14 protein-coding genes and 1 tRNA gene are annotated in these 20,070 nt (G+C 70.2%); 12 read left to right on the forward strand and 3 right to left on the reverse strand.

The window, feature by feature from the left end; translation table 11 throughout:
• Window positions 1-131 precede the first annotated feature (131 nt).
• From mgrA to K0817_RS18585, 6 genes are all read left to right on the forward strand, one after another.
• A complete protein-coding gene (gene mgrA / locus K0817_RS14570; protein ID WP_219982247.1) occupies window positions 132-1,199 on the forward strand; it encodes an L-glyceraldehyde 3-phosphate reductase in 1,068 nt (355 codons plus the stop codon).
• Window positions 1,196-2,122, forward strand: a complete 927-nt coding sequence (locus K0817_RS14575) for a 4-(cytidine 5'-diphospho)-2-C-methyl-D-erythritol kinase (protein ID WP_219982248.1) — start codon at window positions 1,196-1,198, stop codon at window positions 2,120-2,122. Before mgrA ends, K0817_RS14575 begins: the two co-directional genes overlap by 4 nt.
• A 71-nt stretch (window positions 2,123-2,193) precedes the next feature.
• Entirely contained in the window at window positions 2,194-3,549 is a 1,356-nt protein-coding gene (locus tag K0817_RS14580; RefSeq protein ID WP_219982249.1) for a GNAT family N-acetyltransferase, read from the forward strand.
• Between the two features lie 83 nt (window positions 3,550-3,632).
• A complete protein-coding gene (locus K0817_RS14585) occupies window positions 3,633-3,935 on the forward strand; it encodes a DUF427 domain-containing protein (protein WP_219982250.1) in 303 nt (100 codons plus the stop codon).
• A 28-nt stretch (window positions 3,936-3,963) separates the two neighbouring features.
• Entirely contained in the window at window positions 3,964-5,769 is a 1,806-nt protein-coding gene (locus tag K0817_RS14590) for an ABC-F family ATP-binding cassette domain-containing protein (protein ID WP_219982251.1), read from the forward strand.
• A gap of 111 nt (window positions 5,770-5,880) precedes the next feature.
• A complete protein-coding gene (locus K0817_RS18585) occupies window positions 5,881-11,364 on the forward strand; it encodes a lamin tail domain-containing protein (RefSeq protein WP_308211906.1) in 5,484 nt (1,827 codons plus the stop codon).
• A 33-nt stretch (window positions 11,365-11,397) separates the two neighbouring features.
• On the opposite strand, the gene K0817_RS14605 is transcribed toward K0817_RS18585, so the two are convergent.
• Window positions 11,398-11,895, reverse strand: coding sequence for a MarR family winged helix-turn-helix transcriptional regulator (locus K0817_RS14605; protein WP_219982252.1), 498 nt, complete (start codon window positions 11,893-11,895; stop codon window positions 11,398-11,400).
• 135 nt (window positions 11,896-12,030) lie between these two features.
• Between K0817_RS14605 and K0817_RS14610 the strand changes: the two genes are divergently transcribed.
• The 6 genes from K0817_RS14610 (at window position 12,031) to K0817_RS14635 (ending at window position 17,703) form a co-directional block, all read left to right on the forward strand.
• Window positions 12,031-12,102 (forward strand) — tRNA-Gln (locus tag K0817_RS14610).
• 1 nt (window position 12,103) lies between these two features.
• Entirely contained in the window at window positions 12,104-13,576 is a 1,473-nt protein-coding gene (glmU, locus tag K0817_RS14615) for a bifunctional UDP-N-acetylglucosamine diphosphorylase/glucosamine-1-phosphate N-acetyltransferase GlmU (protein WP_219982253.1), read from the forward strand.
• Window positions 13,551-14,585, forward strand: a complete 1,035-nt coding sequence (locus K0817_RS14620; protein WP_253735408.1) for a ribose-phosphate diphosphokinase — start codon at window positions 13,551-13,553, stop codon at window positions 14,583-14,585. Before glmU ends, K0817_RS14620 begins: the two co-directional genes overlap by 26 nt.
• 107 nt (window positions 14,586-14,692) lie before the next feature.
• Window positions 14,693-15,154, forward strand: coding sequence for an FMN-binding protein (locus K0817_RS14625; protein WP_219982254.1), 462 nt, complete (start codon window positions 14,693-14,695; stop codon window positions 15,152-15,154).
• A gap of 29 nt (window positions 15,155-15,183) precedes the next feature.
• Window positions 15,184-16,098 carry an FAD:protein FMN transferase gene (locus K0817_RS14630; RefSeq protein ID WP_219982365.1) on the forward strand — a complete coding sequence of 305 codons (915 nt, stop codon included), beginning with the start codon at window positions 15,184-15,186 and terminating at the stop codon, window positions 16,096-16,098.
• A 39-nt stretch (window positions 16,099-16,137) separates the two neighbouring features.
• The gene (locus tag K0817_RS14635) at window positions 16,138-17,703 is read left to right on the forward strand and encodes an FAD-dependent oxidoreductase (protein WP_219982255.1); all 1,566 of its coding nucleotides are present in this window, start codon (window positions 16,138-16,140) and stop codon (window positions 17,701-17,703) included.
• 11 nt (window positions 17,704-17,714) lie between these two features.
• Here the strand turns inward: K0817_RS14635 and K0817_RS14640 are convergent, their stop codons facing one another.
• Together K0817_RS14640 and K0817_RS14645 are read right to left on the reverse strand one after the other, a co-directional pair.
• Window positions 17,715-19,286, reverse strand: a complete 1,572-nt coding sequence (locus K0817_RS14640; RefSeq protein WP_219982256.1) for a cell wall metabolism sensor histidine kinase WalK — start codon at window positions 19,284-19,286, stop codon at window positions 17,715-17,717.
• Window positions 19,283-20,011, reverse strand: coding sequence for a response regulator transcription factor (locus K0817_RS14645; RefSeq protein ID WP_219982257.1), 729 nt, complete (start codon window positions 20,009-20,011; stop codon window positions 19,283-19,285). The genes K0817_RS14640 and K0817_RS14645 overlap by 4 nt, the downstream gene beginning before the upstream one ends.
• Window positions 20,012-20,070 lie beyond the last annotated feature (59 nt).

Consider the following 20,070-nt stretch of genomic DNA (forward strand, 5'->3'; position numbering starts at 1 on the left):
GGGCAACCATATGCACCTTTCATTACAACAGGATTTCCTGCCATGGGCCTTCCCTTTGCGGCCGCTCTGGTGTACGCGCGCGGCACCCGTCGAAACCTGCGGGCCGGGCGAGACGTCGATAGCCTGGACCGGTGACCGAAGAGCCGCGCTACCGTGCCCGTGGAGGCGACCTCCACCGCCCCTATTCCGCCGCCGACGATCGCTACGCCCGCGCGGAGTACCGCCAGGTCGGCGCCTCCGGTCTCACGCTTCCGCCGATCTCGCTCGGGCTGTGGTGGAACTTCGGCGACAACATCCCGTTCGACAACCAGCGGACGCTGCTGCGCCACGCGTTCGACAACGGCATCACCCATTTCGACCTCGCGAACAACTACGGTCCGCCCTACGGCTCGGCCGAGACCAACTTCGGCCGCATGATGCGCGAGGACTTCGCGGCATACCGTGATGAGCTCATCATCTCGTCCAAGGCCGGCTACGACATGTGGCATGGCCCGTACGGCAACGGCGGCTCGCGCAAGTACCTGCTGGCCAGCGCCGAACAGTCCCTGAAGCGCATGAGCGTCGAGTACGTCGACATCTTCTACTCCCACCGCGTCGACCCCGACGTTCCCATCGAGGAGACCGTGGGGGCGCTGGACACGCTGGTGCGGCAGGGCAAGGCGCTCTACGTCGGCATCTCGTCGTACAGCGCCGAGCGCACCGCGGTCGCGGCATCCGTCGCCCGTTCGCTCGGAACCCCGCTGGTGATCCACCAGCCCGCATACTCGATCCTCAACCGCTGGATCGAGGACGGCCTGACCGGCGTGCTGAAACAGGAGGGCATGGGCGCCATCGCGTTCACGCCGCTCGCGCAGGGGCTGCTCACCGACAAGTACCTCGGTGGCGGCCCCGCCCAGCGCGCGCAGCAGCGCGGTTCGCTTCCGCAGCAGCAGCTGTCGGAGAAGGGGCTAGCCATTGTGCGCGGGCTCGACGTCGTCGCTAAGGAGCGGGGGCAGTCGCTCGCGCAGATGGCGATCCAGTGGGTGCTGCGCGACCCGGTCGTCACCTCGGCGCTCATCGGCGCCTCCCGTCCCGAGCAGCTCGACGAGAACCTGCGCGCCCTCGACGGTCCTGCTTTCAGCACCGACGAGATCGAGCGCATCGACGCGCTGTCGGACGGCATCGACGTCGACCTCTGGGCGGAATCGGCGAGGCGGTGAGCGAGGCCCTCGCCGCCGCCGGCGTCCACGTGCGGGCACCGGGAAAGCTCAATCTCTTCTTCGAGGTCGGCAGGGTGCAGGACGACGGCTACCACGACGTCGCCTCGGCGTATCAGGCGGTGTCGCTCTTCGAGGACGTGTGGGCGACGCCGTCCGACGAGTTCACGGTGGCCGTCTCGGGCACCGTCGACGTCTCAGGCGTTCCTGCCGACGACCGCAACCTCGCCGTGCGGGCCGCGCGCCTGCTCGCGCAGCGCATCGGCTACGACGGCGGTGTGCACCTCGACATCGTCAAGCACGTTCCGGTGGCCGGCGGCATGGGCGGAGGATCCGCGGATGCCGCGGCCGCTCTCGTCGCGTGCGACGCGCTGTGGGGCGCCGAGCTCGGCGGTGCCGAGCTGCACAAGCTGGCCGCGCGCCTCGGGGCCGATGTGCCTTTCGCGCTCATGGGAGGAACGGCCGTCGGCACCGGCCGTGGGGACCAGCTGAGCCCGGCGCTGGCGAAGGGACGCTTCGACTGGGTGGTGCTGCCCTCGGGCGGCGGACTGTCGACGCCCGAGGTCTACGCCCACCTGGATCAGCTGCGGAACGGCCCCGACATCGTCGCTACCCCGAGCGTGCCCGAGGTTGACCCCGCCGTGCTCCACGCGTTGCGCGCCGGCGACCCTGTCGCGCTCGCCGCGCACATCCGCAACGACCTGCAGGTCGCCGCCCTCTCGATGCGCCCCGAGCTGCGGCGCGCCCTCGAACTGGGCGAGCAGTCCGGCGCGCTTGCCGGGCTGGTGTCGGGGTCTGGCCCTACGCTGGCTTTCCTGACCGCCGACCCGGAGTCGGCGCTCGAGTTGCAGGTGACGCTGTCGGCTGCGGGGTTCGAGGCGCTGCACGTCCACGGGCCCGTGGCGGGAGCGCGCATCGCCGCGTGAGAACCTGCCGAAACCCGGGCGCTGCTCCCGGGAGAAGGCACCGACCTTCCCAGATCCGAGGAGGACACACGATGACCACGTTCCACCAGACCGACGCACAGGTCGCTTCAGCGTCGGATCGGGACGCCTTCCGCGCCGCGCCTCTGGATGAGCAGTCCCGTGCTCGCCTCGCCGAGAACGGGCTGGAATACCGTCGCGTCGAGGTCGACGGCGACGGCTTCTCGTCGTGGCTGCAGGTCACCGCGCGCGGATTCCAGGACGGTGAGCGCAGCGACGAGCAGATCTCCGCCGCGCGGGAGCGCAGCGGCTATCGGCGCGTCACCGGCGTGTTCGATCCCGCCGCGCCCATGGCGGAGTCGCCGGCGGCGACGATCGCCTCGTGGCTGGGCGAGCTCAGTGTGCCGGGCGAGGGAGCGATCCCTTCCGCGGCGATCTCGGCCGTGACCGTGTCGCCGACTCACCGCCGGCGCGGAATCGCCCGCGCGATGCTGGAGGGCGAGCTGCGCACGGCGCATGCCGCCGGCATCCCCATGGCGATGCTCACGGTGAGCGAGTCGACCCTGTACGGCCGCTACGGGTTCGCTCCCGCCGCCGCCGCGGCGGCGTGGCGCATCGAGACGCGGCGCGCGACGTGGATCGGGCCGCGCCCCGAGGGCCGGGTCGACTTCATCTCGCGACAGCGGCTGCGCGAGCTCCTTCCGGTGCTGCACGAGCGCTCGCGCCGGCGCGTGCCCGGCGAGATCGATGTGCCCGGCGGTCACTGGGACAACTTCGCCGGCACCCGGCCGGACGCCGAGAAGGCGGGCGAGAAGCGCGCGGTGCAGTACTCCGACGCGTCGGGAGAGGTGCGCGGGCTCGCGGTGTACTCGGTGCGCGAGAATCACGACGACTTCACCAAGGCGACGGTGAACGTCGGGTATCTGCTCGCCGAGACCGATGACGCGTATGCCGCGCTGTGGCGCTTCCTCCTCGAGCTCGACCTCGTCGCGGAGGTGCGCGCGTCCGAGCTCGCGGCGGACGAGCCGCTGTTGTGGATGATCGCGGATCAGCGCGCCGCGACCATCACCCTGACCGACCACCAGTACGTGCGGATCCTCGACGTCCCGCGGGCGCTCGAGACCCGCCGGTACCCCGTCGCCGGAACACTGGTGTTCGACGTGTCCGATCCGCTGGGCATTGCCGGCGGCCGCTTCCACCTCGATGCCGGCGCGGACGGCGCGGCCCGTGTGACGACGCTGTCGGCCGACGAGACACCGGCGGGCGCGGTCACCGTGACCCTCGGCATCCAGGAGCTCTCAGCGGTGTATCTCGGAGGCGTGTCGCTGGCCACGCTCTCGGCGGCACGTCGCGTGCAGTCCGATGACGTCGAGGCCGCGGCTCGCATCTTCGGCTGGCACACCGCGCCACGGCTGAGCATCTGGTACTGAGCGGGCCACCTTGCACACCGGGGGAACATCCCTGGTGCAGGCGGCGTTCGCCTGACTGACACCCACTACCCCCAGGGAGAATCATGAAGGCAGTGTTCGACGGCGTGACGATCGCCGAAGCGGAGCAGGACGACCTCGTCCGGATCGAGGGCAATTGGTACTTTCCCCCGGCGGCGCTCGCCGAGGGGGCGCTCGTCGAGAGCCCGACGCCCTACACCTGCCCGTGGAAGGGTGAGGCGCAGTACTTCTCGGTCAGCAAGGGCGGCGCTCAGCTCGCCGACGGCGCCTGGTCGTACCCCACGCCGAAGCCGACCGCGATCGAGCGCGTCGGCGCCGACTTCTCTGGATACGTCGCGTTCGACCGGAAGGTGCAGATCGTCGACTGAGCTCCGCCTCGCCTAGCCTGGGGGAGACATGGCACATCTTCTCGGGGCCGAGGCCCTGCACCTGGAATTTCCCACCAAGGTCGTCTTCGACGGCATCTCGCTCGGGATCGACGAGGGCGACCGCATCGGCGTCGTCGGACGCAACGGCGACGGCAAGTCCAGTCTGCTGGCGATGCTGGCCGGCCGTCTCGATCCCGACTCCGGACGCGTCACCGTGCGCAGCGGCGTGCGCGTCGGCGTCCTCGATCAGGCGGACACCCTCGATGATTCCCTGACCGTGCGCGAGTCGGTCGTCGGCGATCGTCCCGAGCACGAATGGGCCGGAGACGCACGCGTGCGCGACGTGATCTCCGGCCTGCTGGGTGAGCTGGAATGGGATGGCCCGGTCACCGGCCTGTCGGGCGGTCAGCGCCGGCGCGTCGCGCTGGCGGCGCTGCTCACCGCCGACCACGACGTCCTGTTCCTGGACGAGCCGACGAACCACCTCGACGTCGAGGCGATCGCGTGGCTGGCCGACCACATCAAGCGTCGCTGGCCGGCGAACCAGGGCGCCATGCTGGTCGTGACGCATGATCGGTGGTTCCTCGACGAGGTGTGCACCCGCACGTGGGAAGTGCACGACCGCATCGTGGAGCCGTTCGAGGGCGGCTATGCGGCCTACATCCTGCAGCGCGTCGAGCGCGATCGTCAGTCGGCCGCGATCGAGGCGCGCCGCAAGAACCTGGCGCGCAAAGAGCTGGCCTGGCTGCGCCGCGGCGCGCCGGCGCGCACGTCGAAGCCGAAGTTCCGCATCGATGCGGCGAACGAGCTGATCTCGGACGTCCCAGAGATCAGAGACAAGACCGAGCTGCAGTCGCTCGCGGTGTCGCGGCTCGGCAAGGACGTCGTCGACCTGCTCGACGCATCGGTGGTCTATGACGGGCGTGAGGTGCTGCACCCGGTGGAGTGGCGCATCGCACCCGGCGAGCGCACCGGCATCCTGGGTGTGAACGGGGCCGGCAAGTCGACGCTGCTCGGGCTCGTCTCGGGTGAGGTGGCGCCGACGTCCGGCCGCGTCAAGCGGGGCAAGACGGTCAAGGTCGCGACCCTCTCGCAGCGGATGGACGAACTCGACCAGCACCTCGGCGATCCGGTGCGCGTCGTCATCTCGGGGCTGCGCACCACCTACACCTTCGGCACCGGATCCAAGGCGCAAGATCTCACGCCGGGGCAGCTGCTCGAGCGCATGGGGTTTCAGAGTGCACAGTTGTCGACGCCGGTGAAAGACCTGTCGGGCGGCCAGAAGCGGCGCCTGCAGCTGCTGCTGATCCTCCTCGAGCAGCCGAACGTGCTGATCCTCGACGAGCCCACGAACGACCTCGACACCGACATGCTGGCCGCGATCGAGGACCTCCTGGACTCCTGGCCGGGAACGCTCCTCGTGGTCTCGCACGACCGGTACTTCATCGAGCGCGTGACCGATCAGCAGTACGCCATCCTGAGCGGACATCTGCGCCATCTCCCCGGCGGTGTCGATGAGTACCTGCGACTGCGCGAACGCGAGCGCACCGCCGGCGCGAACAGCCCGACGGCACCGAATTCCGCCGTCGCAGCATCCGCATCACCCGCCCTGTCCGGCGCCGAGCTGCGCACGGCGCAGAAGGAGGTCACAGCTCTCGAGCGACGACTGGAGAAGCTCGAGGCGCAGATCGCCACGGCTCGGACCGCTCTGGCCGACCACGACCAGTCGGACTACGTCGGCCTCGGATCCGAGATGGAACGGATCTCGGCGCTCGAGAACGAGCGGGACGACGTCGAGGAGCGCTGGTTCGTGCTGACCGAGCAGATCGGCTGACGCCGACCACGGAGCGTTGACGACCGGAGACCAGAACGGTCCGGTGCGGTTCGGCAGCCGTTCACCGTGCGTACGCCGGGCGGACAGCCGTCGTGAGTGTGCTCGGACATCGTGATCTCCCGTGTCCCGGCGCGTCCGCGCGCCGCTCTCGCCTCGCTCGCCGCCACCGTCGTCGCCCTGACGGGGGTGGGGATCGCTTCTCCGGCAGCCGCTGAGGAGACACTGCCGCCCCTGGTCATCACCGAGGTGATGCAGGACAATGCCGGCACGCCGAGCGACCAGGATCACTTCGAGTTCTTCGAGGTCACCAACACCACGGCCGAGCCCATCGACTTCGCCGACTTCCGGCTGCAGTACAACGACGCGGCCTTCATCCAGGTTGTCCAGACCGGCACGGCGACCGCGCTCACCGACGTGATCATCCCCGGTGGCGGCACCGCCGTGTTCTGGCTGCGCTACGCGGTCGGAGCCGGCGACGCCGCCGTCGAGCAGTGGCAACTGGCCGAGGCGGATTTCCGGGCGCACTACGGCGACGCCGAAGCGACCTACCCGCTCTTCCACGCCACGGGCCAGGCGGGCTTCGCCAACTCGGGTGCGCGGTCACTGCGCCTGTACGAGGGCGACGGCACCACGGTCGTCTCGGGGGCGGACTACCACCGCCCCGCGCCGGACAAGGGTCGCGCGGATCACTTCGTCGTGCCGGCGACGGGGGTTCTGCTCACGAGCCCCACCGCGGCCCCTGCCACGCCGGGCGCCGTCCTGCCCGAGCAGCTGGTCCGCCCCGAGCCGGATCCCGAGCCCGAGCCCACCGAGCCCGCGGAGCCGGCAGAGCCCGGGCCCGGCGCGGACGGCAACGCGGGTGAGTACTTCCCACTCGCGATCACCGAGATCCACGGCGACAACCCCGGCGCGGACGTCTCGGAGTTCGTCGAAGTCACGAACACCACCAGTGAGCCGATCGACCTGACCGCGGAGGGGATCGGGCTGCGATATCACACCAGCCAGTGGAACGCGGGAACCGCGCAGCCGTTCCTCCACCTCGAGGGCGAGAGCGACGCTCCCGTCGTGATCCCCGCCGGTGTCTCGGCTCTGTTCTGGTTGAACTACGGGGCTGACTCCGCCCAGGCGGCCCTGACGAAGGAGCAGTTCCGCACCTCCGTCGGCGCCGATCCGAGCGTGCCGGTCTACCGCTTCGGGCCGCAGGCCGGAATCGCGAACGGCGGCGACCGCGGCTTCAGCCTGGTCGGCGCGGACGGAACGCTCAGCCGCGCGTGGGCGCCCGCCGATATCGACCCCACCGGCAACTGGAACGCGCAGTTCGCCGTGCCGAGCACCATCGGCGGTGTCGACGCGGTGCTGCGGGAAGCCGGCCCCGACGTGGCGGTCACGGCCGGCACAGTGACGCTCGCGCAGGTGACGAGCGCGCTCACCCGCCCGACCGACCCGGAGCTGCACGCGCCCCTCCTGCAGATCACCGAGGTCGCACCCGACACCGCGAATGTCGGAGGCGGTGACGGGTACGAGTTCATCGAGGTCTACAACGCCTCGGATGCCCCGATCGACTTCGACGACTACACGCTGTCGTACCTCTACACCGACAACGCGCTCACCGGTCCTGTCACCTTGAGCTCGACACTGTGGCCGGCCGAGCCGGGCGATGTCACCATCGCGGCGGGCGGCACTCTGGTGCTGTGGGTGAAGAACCCCGCCGGCGTGGCCGCAGGACTCACCGTCGCCGACTTCAACGAGGCGTTCGGCACGGACCTCGTGCTCGGCGACGACATCGTCGAGCTGTTCAACGGCGGCATGGCCAACGGCGGGTCGCGCGGCCTCCAGGTGCGCACGAACACCGGGCACGACATCAGTCGCGCGTACTACTTCACCAACGACCAGACCACCGCGAGCACCGCGATCCAGTACGGCTGGAACACGCCGTCAACGGCTCCGCTGTGGGCTCCGGCGCCGACCGACGGCACGATCCAGACGATGATGCGGCTGGATGCGCCGACGCCCGGCTCGGTGAGCGCCGATCAGGTGCCTGCGGGCTTCGTCGCGGCTCCGGCGGCGGGCAGCGCGCCGGCGATCACCGACCTCACCGGCAGCTCGGACGTGCCCGACACGGCAGACCTCGACCTCGGCTTCGATGTGAACGACGACGTGCAGGTGCGCACGGTCACGCTCCGCATTCGCGACAACCTCGGCGCGACCCAGACCCGCAGTCTCGCCTTCGACGCGGCGAATCGGTACTACTACTCCGTACCCGCGGCCGACCTGTTCGGAAAGCGCTGGATCGAGTACACGCTGATCGCGAGCGACGGATCACAGGATGCCGAGCTCGGTCCGGTGCGCATCGACCTCGTCGACGGCGAACCCGACCCGGTACGGCTCAACCTCGTCGAGGGCCAGTTCGTCGGAGGCGACACCCGGATCTCGGCGACGGCGGACAGCGGCGGATCCGAACTCGAGCTCACGATCGACGGCGAGCCTGTCGCCGATGCGGTCCCGTCACTCGAGACCGGCCCCGTCTTCGCCTTCGAGGCCACGAACACCGACGCGTTCTTCCGCAACGGCGTGAAGCTCGGCGACGAGGTTCTGCGGATCTTCGACGAGGGCTACTACTCCCGCATCGTCACGGTCGACGCGACGGTGCCCGTGGACCGGGTCGTTCCTGGTCAGCAGCTCACTCTCACCATCGCCGCGGGGACCAAGGCGTGGCCCGAGGCGAATGTGAATGAGAACAACGACGACTTCACGACGATGAACCTGCGCCTCGCGCTCCCCGACGGACGCGTACTGCGCCCCGACCACTGCGCCACGACGAAGGAGCAGGAGGGTGCCGTCACCGCACCCGCCTTCGTCGAGTGCCCGGCGCCGGATGCCCGGATCGCATACTCCGACGCGAACCTCGTGTCGTTCCTGGCGACGTTCACCATCCCGGAAGACGCGTTCACCTCGGTGTCGGCCGTGTGGAAGACGACCGACACAGCCGACGGCCCTCACATCGTCGCGGCCGCGGCCGGCGAGTCCGCCACGTCGCGCACCGTGCACGTCGACAACACCGCGCCGGTCATCGAGAGCCCGCTGGTCGAGGGCGAGCGCTACCGCGGCCACTTCGCCGTGGATGCGACCGCCACGGATGCGGGGGCGGGTGTGGCGTCGATCACGGCGACCCTGGACGGCGATCCGATCTCGCTTCCGCTCGCGACGACCTCTCTGGCACTGCAGTCCGGCGCGCACGTCGCCGAATTCACCGCGACCGACCAGGTGGGCAACGTCGCGACGCATACTGTCTCGTTCCAGACCGCGGACGAGCAGCCGGGCATCGAGCTGGACGGCCCTGGCGACGGCGAGATCGTCCAGGACGATAGCGCTGATCTCTCCGCCACTCCCACTTCGCCGGAGCAGGACGCGCTGGACCTCAGCTTCCGTGAGGGATACAGCTTCGCGCCAGGCGACGCGGGGCTGACGGTGTCGACCGGCGCGGTCACCGATTCGGGCGTCATGGACCGCAGCTCGGGTGTCGCGCTGGCTGCCGAAGATCTCTCCAAACTGCTGGGCACCGATGGTGTGAACGTCGAGACGACGAGCACGACGGCGCTGCCGTACCAGCTCTTCACGGTCGCGGTGCCGGAAGGCACCGATGCCGGCTCGCTGGTGCGCGCCGACTGGCGCGGCAGCGCGAACGCGGACGCCAAGGTCACGCTCTACGCGCGTACCGTGGACGGCACGTGGGCACAGGCCGATCAGATGCTGACGACCGACGGCGCGGCGACCGCGTTCACGCTCGAGGCGCTCGTGCCGGTGGACGCTCACGCGACCGACGGCACGCTGACCTTCCTGGTGCAGCACTCCGAGGGCTTCGCCGCCACGGATCTGTCCACCCGTGAGAGCCCGGTGGAGCCCTACCACGTCGAGGCCACGGCGCGCGCCGAGTTCGACTTCACGGTCGGCATCGAATCGGATACGCAGTACTACAACGAGACAGACGGCTACTACCCGCACCAGCTCGCGATCCACGAGTTCCTGCTCGAGCAGCGGGCGAATCTCAATCTGCAGTATCTGATCCACACCGGCGACATCGTCAACGTCCACACGCAGCCGCACCAGTGGGCGAACGCGGATGCCGCATACCGCATGCTCGACGACGCGTCGCTGCCGTACGGGGTGCTCGCCGGCAACCACGACGTGGGCGGCTTCGCTGCGGACTACGCGCAGTACTCGCAGTTCTTCGGCGAGGACCGCTTCGCCGCCAGCCCCTGGTACGGGGGGTCGTACAAGGACAACCGCGGTCACTACGACCTCGTGTCGGTGGGCGGGGTGGACTTCCTGTTCCTGTACATGGGATGGCCGACGCCGAACGACGAGGCAGCCAACACCGAGGACATCGCGTGGATGAACGAGGTGATCCGGCAGTTCCCCGAGCGCAAGGTGTGGATCAACCTGCACGAGTACATGCTGACGACGGGTGGTCTCGGACCCTTCCCGCAGCGCGTGTTCGACGAGGTCGTGACGCCGAACCCGAACGTGTTCGCGGTGAGCTCGGGCCACTACCACGACGCCTACACGCGCACCGATGAGATCGACGACGACGGCGACGGGATCGCGGATCGCACCGTGTACTCGATGCTGTTCGACTATCAGGGGCTGCCCGAGGGAGGGCAGGGCTACCTGCGGCTGGCGCACTTCGACAACGAGGGCGGGCGGATCGTCTTCCGCACGTATTCGCCGTCGCTCGACGACTTCGACTCGGACGACGCTTCGCTCAACGACCCGCCGGGCATGCAGGAGTTCGAGATCCCGTACGCGGCGGCGGGAATCGTTCCGCAGGCGAAGACCCTCGCAACGGACTCGTTCCGCGCGGAGATCCTGACGGCGAACGAGATCGGCGCCGTCTCGGAGGCGCCGTCGGGGGAGCGCGCGACCGTGACGTGGGAGGACCTCGCAGAGGGCGAGCACGGCTGGTACGTGATCGCCGAGGGACCGCACGGCGGAATCGAGTACTCGCCGGTGCGCACCTTCACGACGGTGCCGGGCGAGACCGACCCGGGTGAGGGTGAGCCGGGCGGGGGCGACCCCGGTGAGGGTGAGCCCGGCGGCGGTGACCCGGGCGAGGGCGAGCCGGGCGGGGGCGATCCTGGTGAGGGTGAGCCCGGCGGCGGTGGCCCGGGCGAGGGGGAGACCGTCGAACCGTCGGGCAGCGTCGGGCCGGCCCCGGGGTACGCCCTCGTCCCCGGCGGCCGTATGCGGGTCGAGTTCCGTGGCTTCCAGCCCGGCGAAGAGGTGCGATTCGTGCTGCACTCGGCCCCCCTCGCGCTGGACGGCGTGCTCACGGCGGACGCCGACGGCACGGTGGCGGGAGTGCTGGAGATTCCGTCTCAGACCTCAGCGGGCGTGCACCGGCTCGAGGCGATCGGCGCCTCCGGCCTGTCGGTGATGTCGGACCGCTTCACGATCTCCGCCGCGGCGGGAGCCGGTGCGAGCTCGCTTCCGTTCACCGGAGTGGACGTGGTGCCGGCGCTCCTCGTCGCATCCGTCCTGCTCCTGCTCGGCGCCGCGGTGGTGGTCGTCGTCCGGCGGCGGCGCGTGGCGGGCTAGAGGTCGCCGGCGCGGGCGGCTGCCCGCGCCGGCTCACCCGTCGAAGCCGAGGCTGAGCTTGCGCAGCAGACCCGCCAGCCGGTCGCGGTCGGCGCGCGACAGCGTGCCGAGCAGGACGGCCTCGGCATCCACCAGGCGTGTGATGGCAGCATCCACCCGGATCCTGCCGTCGTCGGTGAGGGTGACCAGGATGCTGCGCCCGTCGTCGGGGTCGGCTTCTCGTCGCACGAGCCGCCGTGCGACGAGCCGATCGATGCGGTTGGTCATCGTGCCGCTCGAGACCAGCGTCTGCTGCAGCAGCTGCTTGGGGCTCAGCTGGAACGGCTCGCCCGCGCGGCGCAGCGCTGACAGCACATCCCACTCCCAGGATTCGAGGTCGCTGCGGCGGAACGCGTCGCGCCGCGCGCGGTCGAGATGCCGCGACAGGCGGTCGACGCGCGAGAGCACGCCGAGGGGCGAGAAATCGAGATCGGGCCGCTGAGCGGTCCACGCCTCGACGATGCGGTCGACCTCGTCGGTCTGCTGGGCCATGCCCCCATTATCGCGACCGGCGCCCGCCGCCACGTTCCGCGACGACGGGGTGGTCCGCGCGCGTCCACGGGCGCAGCGACCGGTGGACCGTCTGGCAGACTTGTCGGGCGGCGATCCGCCCTCCGGACGCCGCGATCCGCCGTAGTGTAATGGCAGCACGACAGCCTTTGGAGCTGTTAGGTCCAGGTTCGAGTCCTGGCGGCGGAGCATGACCGACACCACTCCCGAGAGCCGTCTGGCCGTCGTCGTCCTGGCCGCGGGCCAGGGGACTCGCATGAAATCCTCGCTGCCCAAGGTGCTGCACCGCATCGGCGGGCGGCCTCTCGTCGGCCACGTGCTCGACACGGCCGCCGCCTTGGGACCGGAGCGCGTCGTGGTCGTCGTCCGCCACGAGCGCGACCGGGTCGCCGAAGCCGTCGCCGACGTCGCGCCGACGGCTGTCGTGGTCGACCAGGACGAGATCCCCGGCACCGGGCGCGCGGTCGAGGTGGCGCTCGACGCACTGCCGGACTTCGCGGGCGATGTGCTCGTGCTCAGCGCCGACGTCCCGCTCCTCGAGCACGGCTCACTGGCCGCCCTCATCCGCATGCACCGCGAGAGCGCCGCGGCGGCGACGGTGCTCAGTGCCGTCGTCGACGACGCATCCGGATACGGCCGGGTCATCCGCGACGCCGACGGAACGGTGGCGCGCATCGTCGAGCAGAAGGACGCCACGCCCGAAGAGGCATCCGTCACCGAGATCAACGCGGGTGTCTACGTGTTCCGTGCCACCGAACTGCGGACGCAGCTGTCGCACGTGGGCACGGCGAACGCGCAGGGTGAGAAGTACCTCACCGACGTCGTGGGCCTGCTGCGAGCAGCCCAGCTGGCGGTGGCGGCGTCGCCGGCTCCGGATGCCGCGGCCGCTCTGGGCGTGAACGACCGGGTGCAGCTGGCCGAGGCCGCGCGGCTGCTGAACGCCCGCACGGTGCGGCGCTGGCAGCTGGAAGGCGTGACGGTGCTCGACCCCGCCACGACCTGGATCGACGTGGATGCCGTGCTCGCCGCCGATGTCACGGTGCTGCCGAACACGCACATCCTCGGGGCCACGACGATCGCGACCGGGGCCGTGGTCGGGCCCGACACGAGCCTCGTGGACTGCGAGGTCGGCGAAGGGGCGGTGCTGCGCCGCGTCGAAGCGAACCTCGCGGTCATCGGCGCCGGCGCCACCGTGGGGCCCTACAGCCATCTGCGACCGGGGACCGTGCTCGCCGACGGCGTCAAGATGGGCTCGTTCGTCGAGACCAAGAACGCCAAGGTCGGTGCCGGCACCAAGGTGCCCCATTTCATCTACCTCGGTGATGCCGAGGTGGGGCGCAACACGAACCTCGGCGCCGGAACCATCACCGCCAACTACGACGATGTCGCCAAGCACCGCACCGAGATCGGCGACGAGGTGCACACCGGCTCGCACACGGTGCTCGTGGCGCCCATTAGGCTGGGGGACGGCGCGAAGACCGGGGCAGGGGCGGTCGTCCGCAAGGATGTGCCCGCGGGTGCCCTTGCGCTCAGTGTCGCTCCTCAGCGCAACGTCGAGGGGTGGGTCGAGAAGAACAGACCGGGAACCGGCGCGGCGGATGCTGCGGCCAAGGCTCGGTCCGCACAGAAGGCGGACGATGGGGCGCAAGAAGAAGACGGTTGAGCTCGACCGGGCGAATGACATCGCCCCCGGCCTCGTCGCCAAGACGAAGAAGCGCCTCGTGGTGGCGCGAGGCAGTTCGCATCCGGCTTTGGCAGCCGAGGTCACCGAGCATCTCGGCACCGAGCTCGTACCGACCGAGTACCGCACGTTCGCGTCGGGAGAGATCCTCACCCGCTTCGAGGTCTCGATCCGCGGCTGCGACTTCTTCCTCATCCAGAGCTTCGGCCCGCCGGTCAATGAGTGGCTCATGGAGACGCTCATCATGCTGGATGCCGCCAAACGCGCGTCCGCCAAGCGCATCACGGTCGTCGCCCCGTACTATCCCTACTCGCGTCAGGATAAGAAGGGTCGCGGGCGTGAGCCGATCAGCGCCCGCCTGGTCGCCGACCTGCTCAGGACCGCCGGCGCCGATCGCGTGATGAGCGTCGATCTGCACGCCGCTCAGATCCAGGGCTTCTTCGACGGTCCCGTCGATCACCTCTTCGCCAAGCCGGTGCTGCTGGAGTACTTCCAGAAGACGCTCACGGCGCAGGACCGCGAGCTGCTGACCGTCGTCTCGCCCGACACCGGCCGCGTGCGCGTGGCCGATACGTGGTCGGACAGTCTCGGGGCACCGCTCGCGATCATCCACAAGCGCCGCGATCCGAACGTGGCCAATCAGGTGACCGTGAACGAGATCGTCGGCGACGTGGACGGCCGCGTGTGTCTGCTCGTGGACGACATGATCGACACCGGCGGCACGATCGTGAAGGCGGCCGAAGCGCTCAAGGCGAACGGCGCCGTGCGCGTCATCGTCGCCGCGACGCACCCGATCTTCAGCGATCCCGCGCCGCAGCGTCTGCGCAGCGAGGCGATCGACGAGGTCGTGGTGACCGACACCATCCCCATCCCCGAAGAGAAGCGCTTCCCGACTCTGACGATCCTGCCGATCGCGCCGCTGCTCGCCCGTGCCATCCACGAAGTCTTCGAAGACGGCTCGGTCACCAGCATGTTCGACGGGGCGGCCTGAGCGCGACGAGGCGTCGCATTTCAGAGGTGCTTCATAGGACTGGTTGTCAGGATGCTTTCGGGGCCGTGGCATCACGGCCTCGACGTCACGAGCCAGGAGGACCATCCATGATCCGCACCGCCCTCGCCCCCCGTCCCGTCCGCGCCGGCGCCACCCTGGCGGCCGTCGCGGGAATCGCCCTTCTCGCCGGATGCGCTCCCGCGACCGAGAGCGCCGCCGACGAGCCGTCGGAGGAAGCGAACTCGAACGAGTCCGAGGCCACGGGATCCGGCTCGTACGCGGACGGCACGTACACGGCGGACGGCACATACGCGACACCCGAGACGGTCGAGACCATCTCGGTCACGGTGACCCTCGAGGGCGATGTCATCACGGATGTCGAGGTCACCGGCGAGCCGCAGCGCAGCGAGTCGGAGCAGTATCAGGGCGAGTTCATCGGCGGAATCGCCGAGGTCGTGGTGGGGCAGAACATCGACGACATCCAGGTCAGCCGCGTGGCAGGATCCTCGCTCACCAGCGGCGGATTCAACGAGGCGATCGAGACCATCAAGGCCGACGCTGCCGAGTGAGGCGGTCCGGTGAGGCGGCCGGTGAGGCCGTGACCGGCGGAGGTGTCGGCGCGGCGCCGGCCGTGTGGCGATTCGACGCGATCGGCACCGGGTGGGAGGTCGTCACGGCACTCGAGCTGCCCGGCCCGGCTCGCGCCGAGGTGCTGCGGGTGATCGACGCGTTCGACCGCGCATGGTCCCGATTCCGCGGCGACTCCACGGTGCGCGGGCTCGCCCGTAGGCCGCGGGCGGTCACCGCGCCGCCTGACGCGGTCCCCATGCTCGACGCGTTCGCCGCGCTGTCGGAGGCCACTGGCGGCGCGGTCAATCCGCTCGTCGGCGGCTCGCTCGAAAGTCGCGGCTACGACGCCTCGTACTCGTTCCGCGACAACGGCGCCGTGCCGGCACCGCCGGACTGGCGTGAGCTGCTCTCGTGGCGCGAGGGCGTCCTCGAGCTGCATCAGCCGGCGACGATCGACGTGGGCGCACTCGGCAAGGGCCGTCTGGTCGACCTCGTACTCGCCGTGGTCGGGGCTGCCGCGACCGGCGACGTGATCGTCGACGCCGGCGGTGACCTGGCCGTGCGCGGGGCGCCGCAGCGCATCGGGCTGGAGCATCCGTTCGACTCCCGGCGTGCGATCGGGCTGTGGGAGGTGACGGATGCCGCGCTCTGCGCGTCGGCGACGAACCGGCGTGCGTGGCCGGCGTCGACGGGCGCCGGGCTGCACCATGTGCTCGACGCGCGCACAGGGGAGCCCGTGCGCACGATCGCCGCCACGTGGGCTGTCGCCGGCGACGCCATGACAGCGGACGCGATCGCGACCGCGCTGTTCTTCGACGGCGGCCCTCGGCTCGCCCATGAGTGGAAGGTGGAGTGGGTGCGCATGACGACCGACGGCCGGCTGGAATGGTCTCCCGGATGCGGAGCCGACCTGTTCGTGCGAAGGGATACCGTTGCACAGTGACCGATTTCCTCGCCCTCGAGCCGCTGCGGGCGGTGTGACATGCTCGGAACGCTGACCTCTGCCTGGAACCGGGTCTTCGCCGTCCTCGGTCGTGTGTCGATGTACCGCCTGGCCTATCTCGCACTGGCCGCGCTCGCCGTGATCGCGCTGCTGCTGTCGTTCTTCGGACTCGTGGGCCCGGCGCCGCTCGAGCTCGTGGTGACGCTGGCCGTGCTGTCGGCGGTCTGCGTCGGGGTGGATGCGGCGATGCAGCGCGTGCTGGGGCTGCCCTGGCGCATCGAGTCGTCGCTGATCACCGCGCACATCCTGCTGTTCGTGCTGCGTCCCACGCTGGAGCTCGGAGGTCTTGCCGGCGTGGCGATCGCGGCCCTCGCCGCGTCGCTGTCGAAGTACGTCCTCGCCTGGCGCGGCCGCCACATCTTCAACCCGGCGGCGGTCGGTGCGACCGTGCTGACCCTGCTGAGCGTGCCGTGGCCGGCACTGGGCTCATCGTCCTGGTGGGTCGGTACGCCGGCGATGGCCGCACCGGTGATCGTCCTGGGGATCCTCGTGCTGGTGCGCACCGAGAAGCTGCGGGTGGTGACCGGCTTCGTCGTGATCGCCGTCGCCGTCGCGGTGCTGCGCACGGCTGCGCAGTACCAGGCGGCGGGAGTCGAGGTCGAGGTGCTCGACATCGTCTCGCCGCTCCTGTGGTCCTCGCCGTTCCTGTTCCTCGGGGCGTTCATGCTCTCCGAGCCGCTCACCCTGCCACCGCGCCGGTGGCAGCAGTTCGCCGTGGCGGCCGTGGTCGGCGTGCTCGCAGGCTGGCCGATCCCCGTCGGCGACATCACGCTCGGCCAGGAGCGGGCACTGCTCATCGGCAACCTCGTCGCCTTCGCGTTCGCGGTGCGCACCGCGGTCCGGCTGACGCTCGTGTCACGCGCCGCGCCGACCCCCACGGTGCGCGAGCTGACCTTCCGCGTGCACGACCGGCTGTCGTTCGTGCCGGGACAGTACCTCGAGCTGGAGGTTCCGCACCGGCATCCCGACGCCCGCGGGACACGACGGGAGTTCAGCATCGCCTCGGCACCGGGGGACCTGCCGCAGCTCAAGGTCGCCTTCAAAGACGGGTCGAGTTCGAAGCCGCTGAGCTCGTACAAGAAGGCGCTCGCCGAGGTCGGTGAAGGCGACGGACTGGCGATCACGGGGGTGTGGGGCGACTTCCTGCTGCCCAAGCGCGACTCCGCGCCGATCCTGATGGTCGCGGCGGGGATCGGGGTGACGCCGTTCGTCTCGCAACTGCGTCACACCCGTCTCACGGGCCAGGAACGCGACGTCGTGCTCGTCTACGTCGTGTCGGGTGCCGCCGAGTTGGCGTACCGCGATGAGATCGAGGCATCCGGGGTCCACGTCGTGGTCTTCTCGCGCGACAGCCCCGCCGACCTCCCCCCGCACTGGCAGTGGGCGCGCGGCGTGCGGCTGGACGCGGACGGCCTGTTGCGCGTGGTGCCCGACATCGGGGCACGCCACGCGTACATCTCGGGGCCGGCGGCGCTCATCGCCGACCTGGCACCCGCGCTCGAGCGCGCCCGTTCCATCACGACCGACGCCTTCAGCGGCTACTGACCCGAGATGCCTCAGGCCGCCGGGTCGGACGGCCGAGCGGGCAGGCGCACCTCGAACAGCGTGTCGCCGGGCGAGCTGGTCACAGTGAGGGTGCCGCGGTGGGCATCGACGATCGCGCGCGCGATCGACAGGCCGAGCCCCGTGCCGCCGGTCTGACGCGCGCGGGACCTGTCGGCGCGCGAGAAGCGCTCGAACAGCTCGTCCGTGATCGCCGGGTCGATGCCGGGGCCGTCGTCGTGCACGCGCAGCACCGCTTTCGCCCCCTCACGGGCGACACTCACCGTGACCGTCGTCCCCTCCGGAGTATGCGTGCGCGCGTTCGCCAGCAGATTGGCCGCGACCTGGTGCAGCCGGCCTGCGTCGCCGGCGACCAGCACCGGCTCGTCGCCCACGTCGAGCACCCACCTGTGGCGAGGGCCGGTCGGGCGGGCATCTCCGACCGCGTCGATCACGAGCCGGGTCAGGTCGACGGTTCCGAAGACGAGCTCCTGCCCCTCGTCCAGGCGTGCCAGCAGCAGCAGGTCTTCGACGAGAGAGGTCATGCGCAGCGACTGCGCCTGGATGCGCTCGAGCGACGTCTGGGTGTTCTCGATCGTCGCGGGCGCGTGGTCGCGGCCCAGCGCGCGCAGCGACAACTCGGAGTATCCGCGGATGGATGCCAGCGGCGTGCGCAGCTCGTGACTCGCGTCGGCGACGAACGCCCGCATGCGCTCCTCGTTGCGCTGGCGGACCGTGAGCGATTCATCGACGTGGTCCAGGAGCGAGTTCAGCGCCTCGCCCACGCGCCCGACCTCCGTCCGGGGATCGGCCTGGGCGGCCGGGACGCGCTCCGCGATGGAGACTTCGCCTTGATCCAGTCGCTGCGTGGAGACGCGTGCTGCCGTGTCGGCCACGGCGCGCAGCGGCGCGAGTCCCGCGCGGATCGTCCAGGCCGTCGCCGTGGCGAGCAGGACGAGTCCTCCTGCCGTGAGCAGTCCGATGGCGGTGAGCATCTGCGCGATCGTGTTGGCGACCTTGTCGCGCGACAGCCCGACGACGATGAACGACTCGCCGATCCACTCGCCGTCCACACGGAACGTGCCGACCTCGTCGATCGTGACGATGAGCGGACCCTCGCGCGGCACGGTCGCGACGAGCTGCGCGAGCTGCTCGTCGGTGAGGGCGACGATCGAGCCGTCCTCACCCACGTAGGCCGCGGTGGCCGCGGCGGGGAGCGTCTGGACGACGAGCAGGGTGCCGGGCCGCATCGGCTGCTTGGCGAGGATGTCCTCCGCCGACATCCCGGCGATCAGGTATGTTCGGGCGTGGCTGGCGGTGCTCTGGGTCTGCTCGCGCAGTTCGCTCGTGAGCCCGTCCTCGACGACGGCGCCGAGGATCGCGCTCGTGGCGACGCCCACCAGCACGAGGATGAACGACGTGATCGACACCACCGTGACGATCAGCTTCCGCTGCAGTGTCCACGGCGCGTGTCGCGGCCGTTGCGCGCTCGGCTCCGGTGGGGTCGCAACCTGGGCGGTCGCCGCCTCCGGGGCATCCGTCACCAGCTGGGTGCCGTGGTGCGGCTCGCGCGAGCCGTCCGTCATTGCGGAGCCTTGATCATGTACCCGACGCCGCGCACGGTATGGATGAGCGGCTCGCGCCCCGCATCGATCTTCTTGCGCAAGTACGAGATGTACAGCTCGACGACGCTGGAGCGTCCGCCGAAGTCGTAGTTCCACACGCGGTCGAGGATCTGCGCCTTCGAGACCACGCGGCGCTGATTGCGCATGAGATAACGCAGCAGCTCGAACTCGGTCGCGGTCAGCTCGATCTCGTCGCCGGCACGTTCGACTTCGTGGCTGTCCTCGTTGAGGGTGAGTTCTCCCACGCGCAGGATCGGCTCGGCCCCTGCGGCATGGGCCGTGCCGGCGCGACGCATCAGGCCGCGCAGGCGAGCGACCACCTCCTCGAGGCTGAACGGCTTCGTGACGTAGTCGTCGCCACCGGCGGTGAGGCCCGCGACGCGGTCGCCCACGGCGTCCTTCGCGGTGAGGAAGAGCACCGGCACGTCATCGCCGGACTGACGCAGTCGCTGCAGCACCGCCATGCCGTCGAGGTCGGGCATCATGATGTCGAGCACCATCGCGTCGGGCGCGAACTCGCGCGCCGCCTGCAGCGCCTCGAACCCCGAACCGGCCGATCGCACCTCCCAGCCCTCCATGCGGAGCGCCATCGACAGCAGATCGGTGAGCATCTGCTCGTCGTCGACCACCAGGACGCGAAGAGCGGAGCCGTCGGGGCGGTGAAGCGCAGGCGCGGGGGAGGTCATGCGTCCATCATGGCCCGCTATCTATGTGGTTCCTATGGAGCCGCCTATGCGGGCGCTGT

This window comes from Microbacterium sp. HD4P20, from assembly GCF_019449275.2.
Classification (GTDB): Bacteria; Actinomycetota; Actinomycetes; order Actinomycetales; family Microbacteriaceae; genus Microbacterium.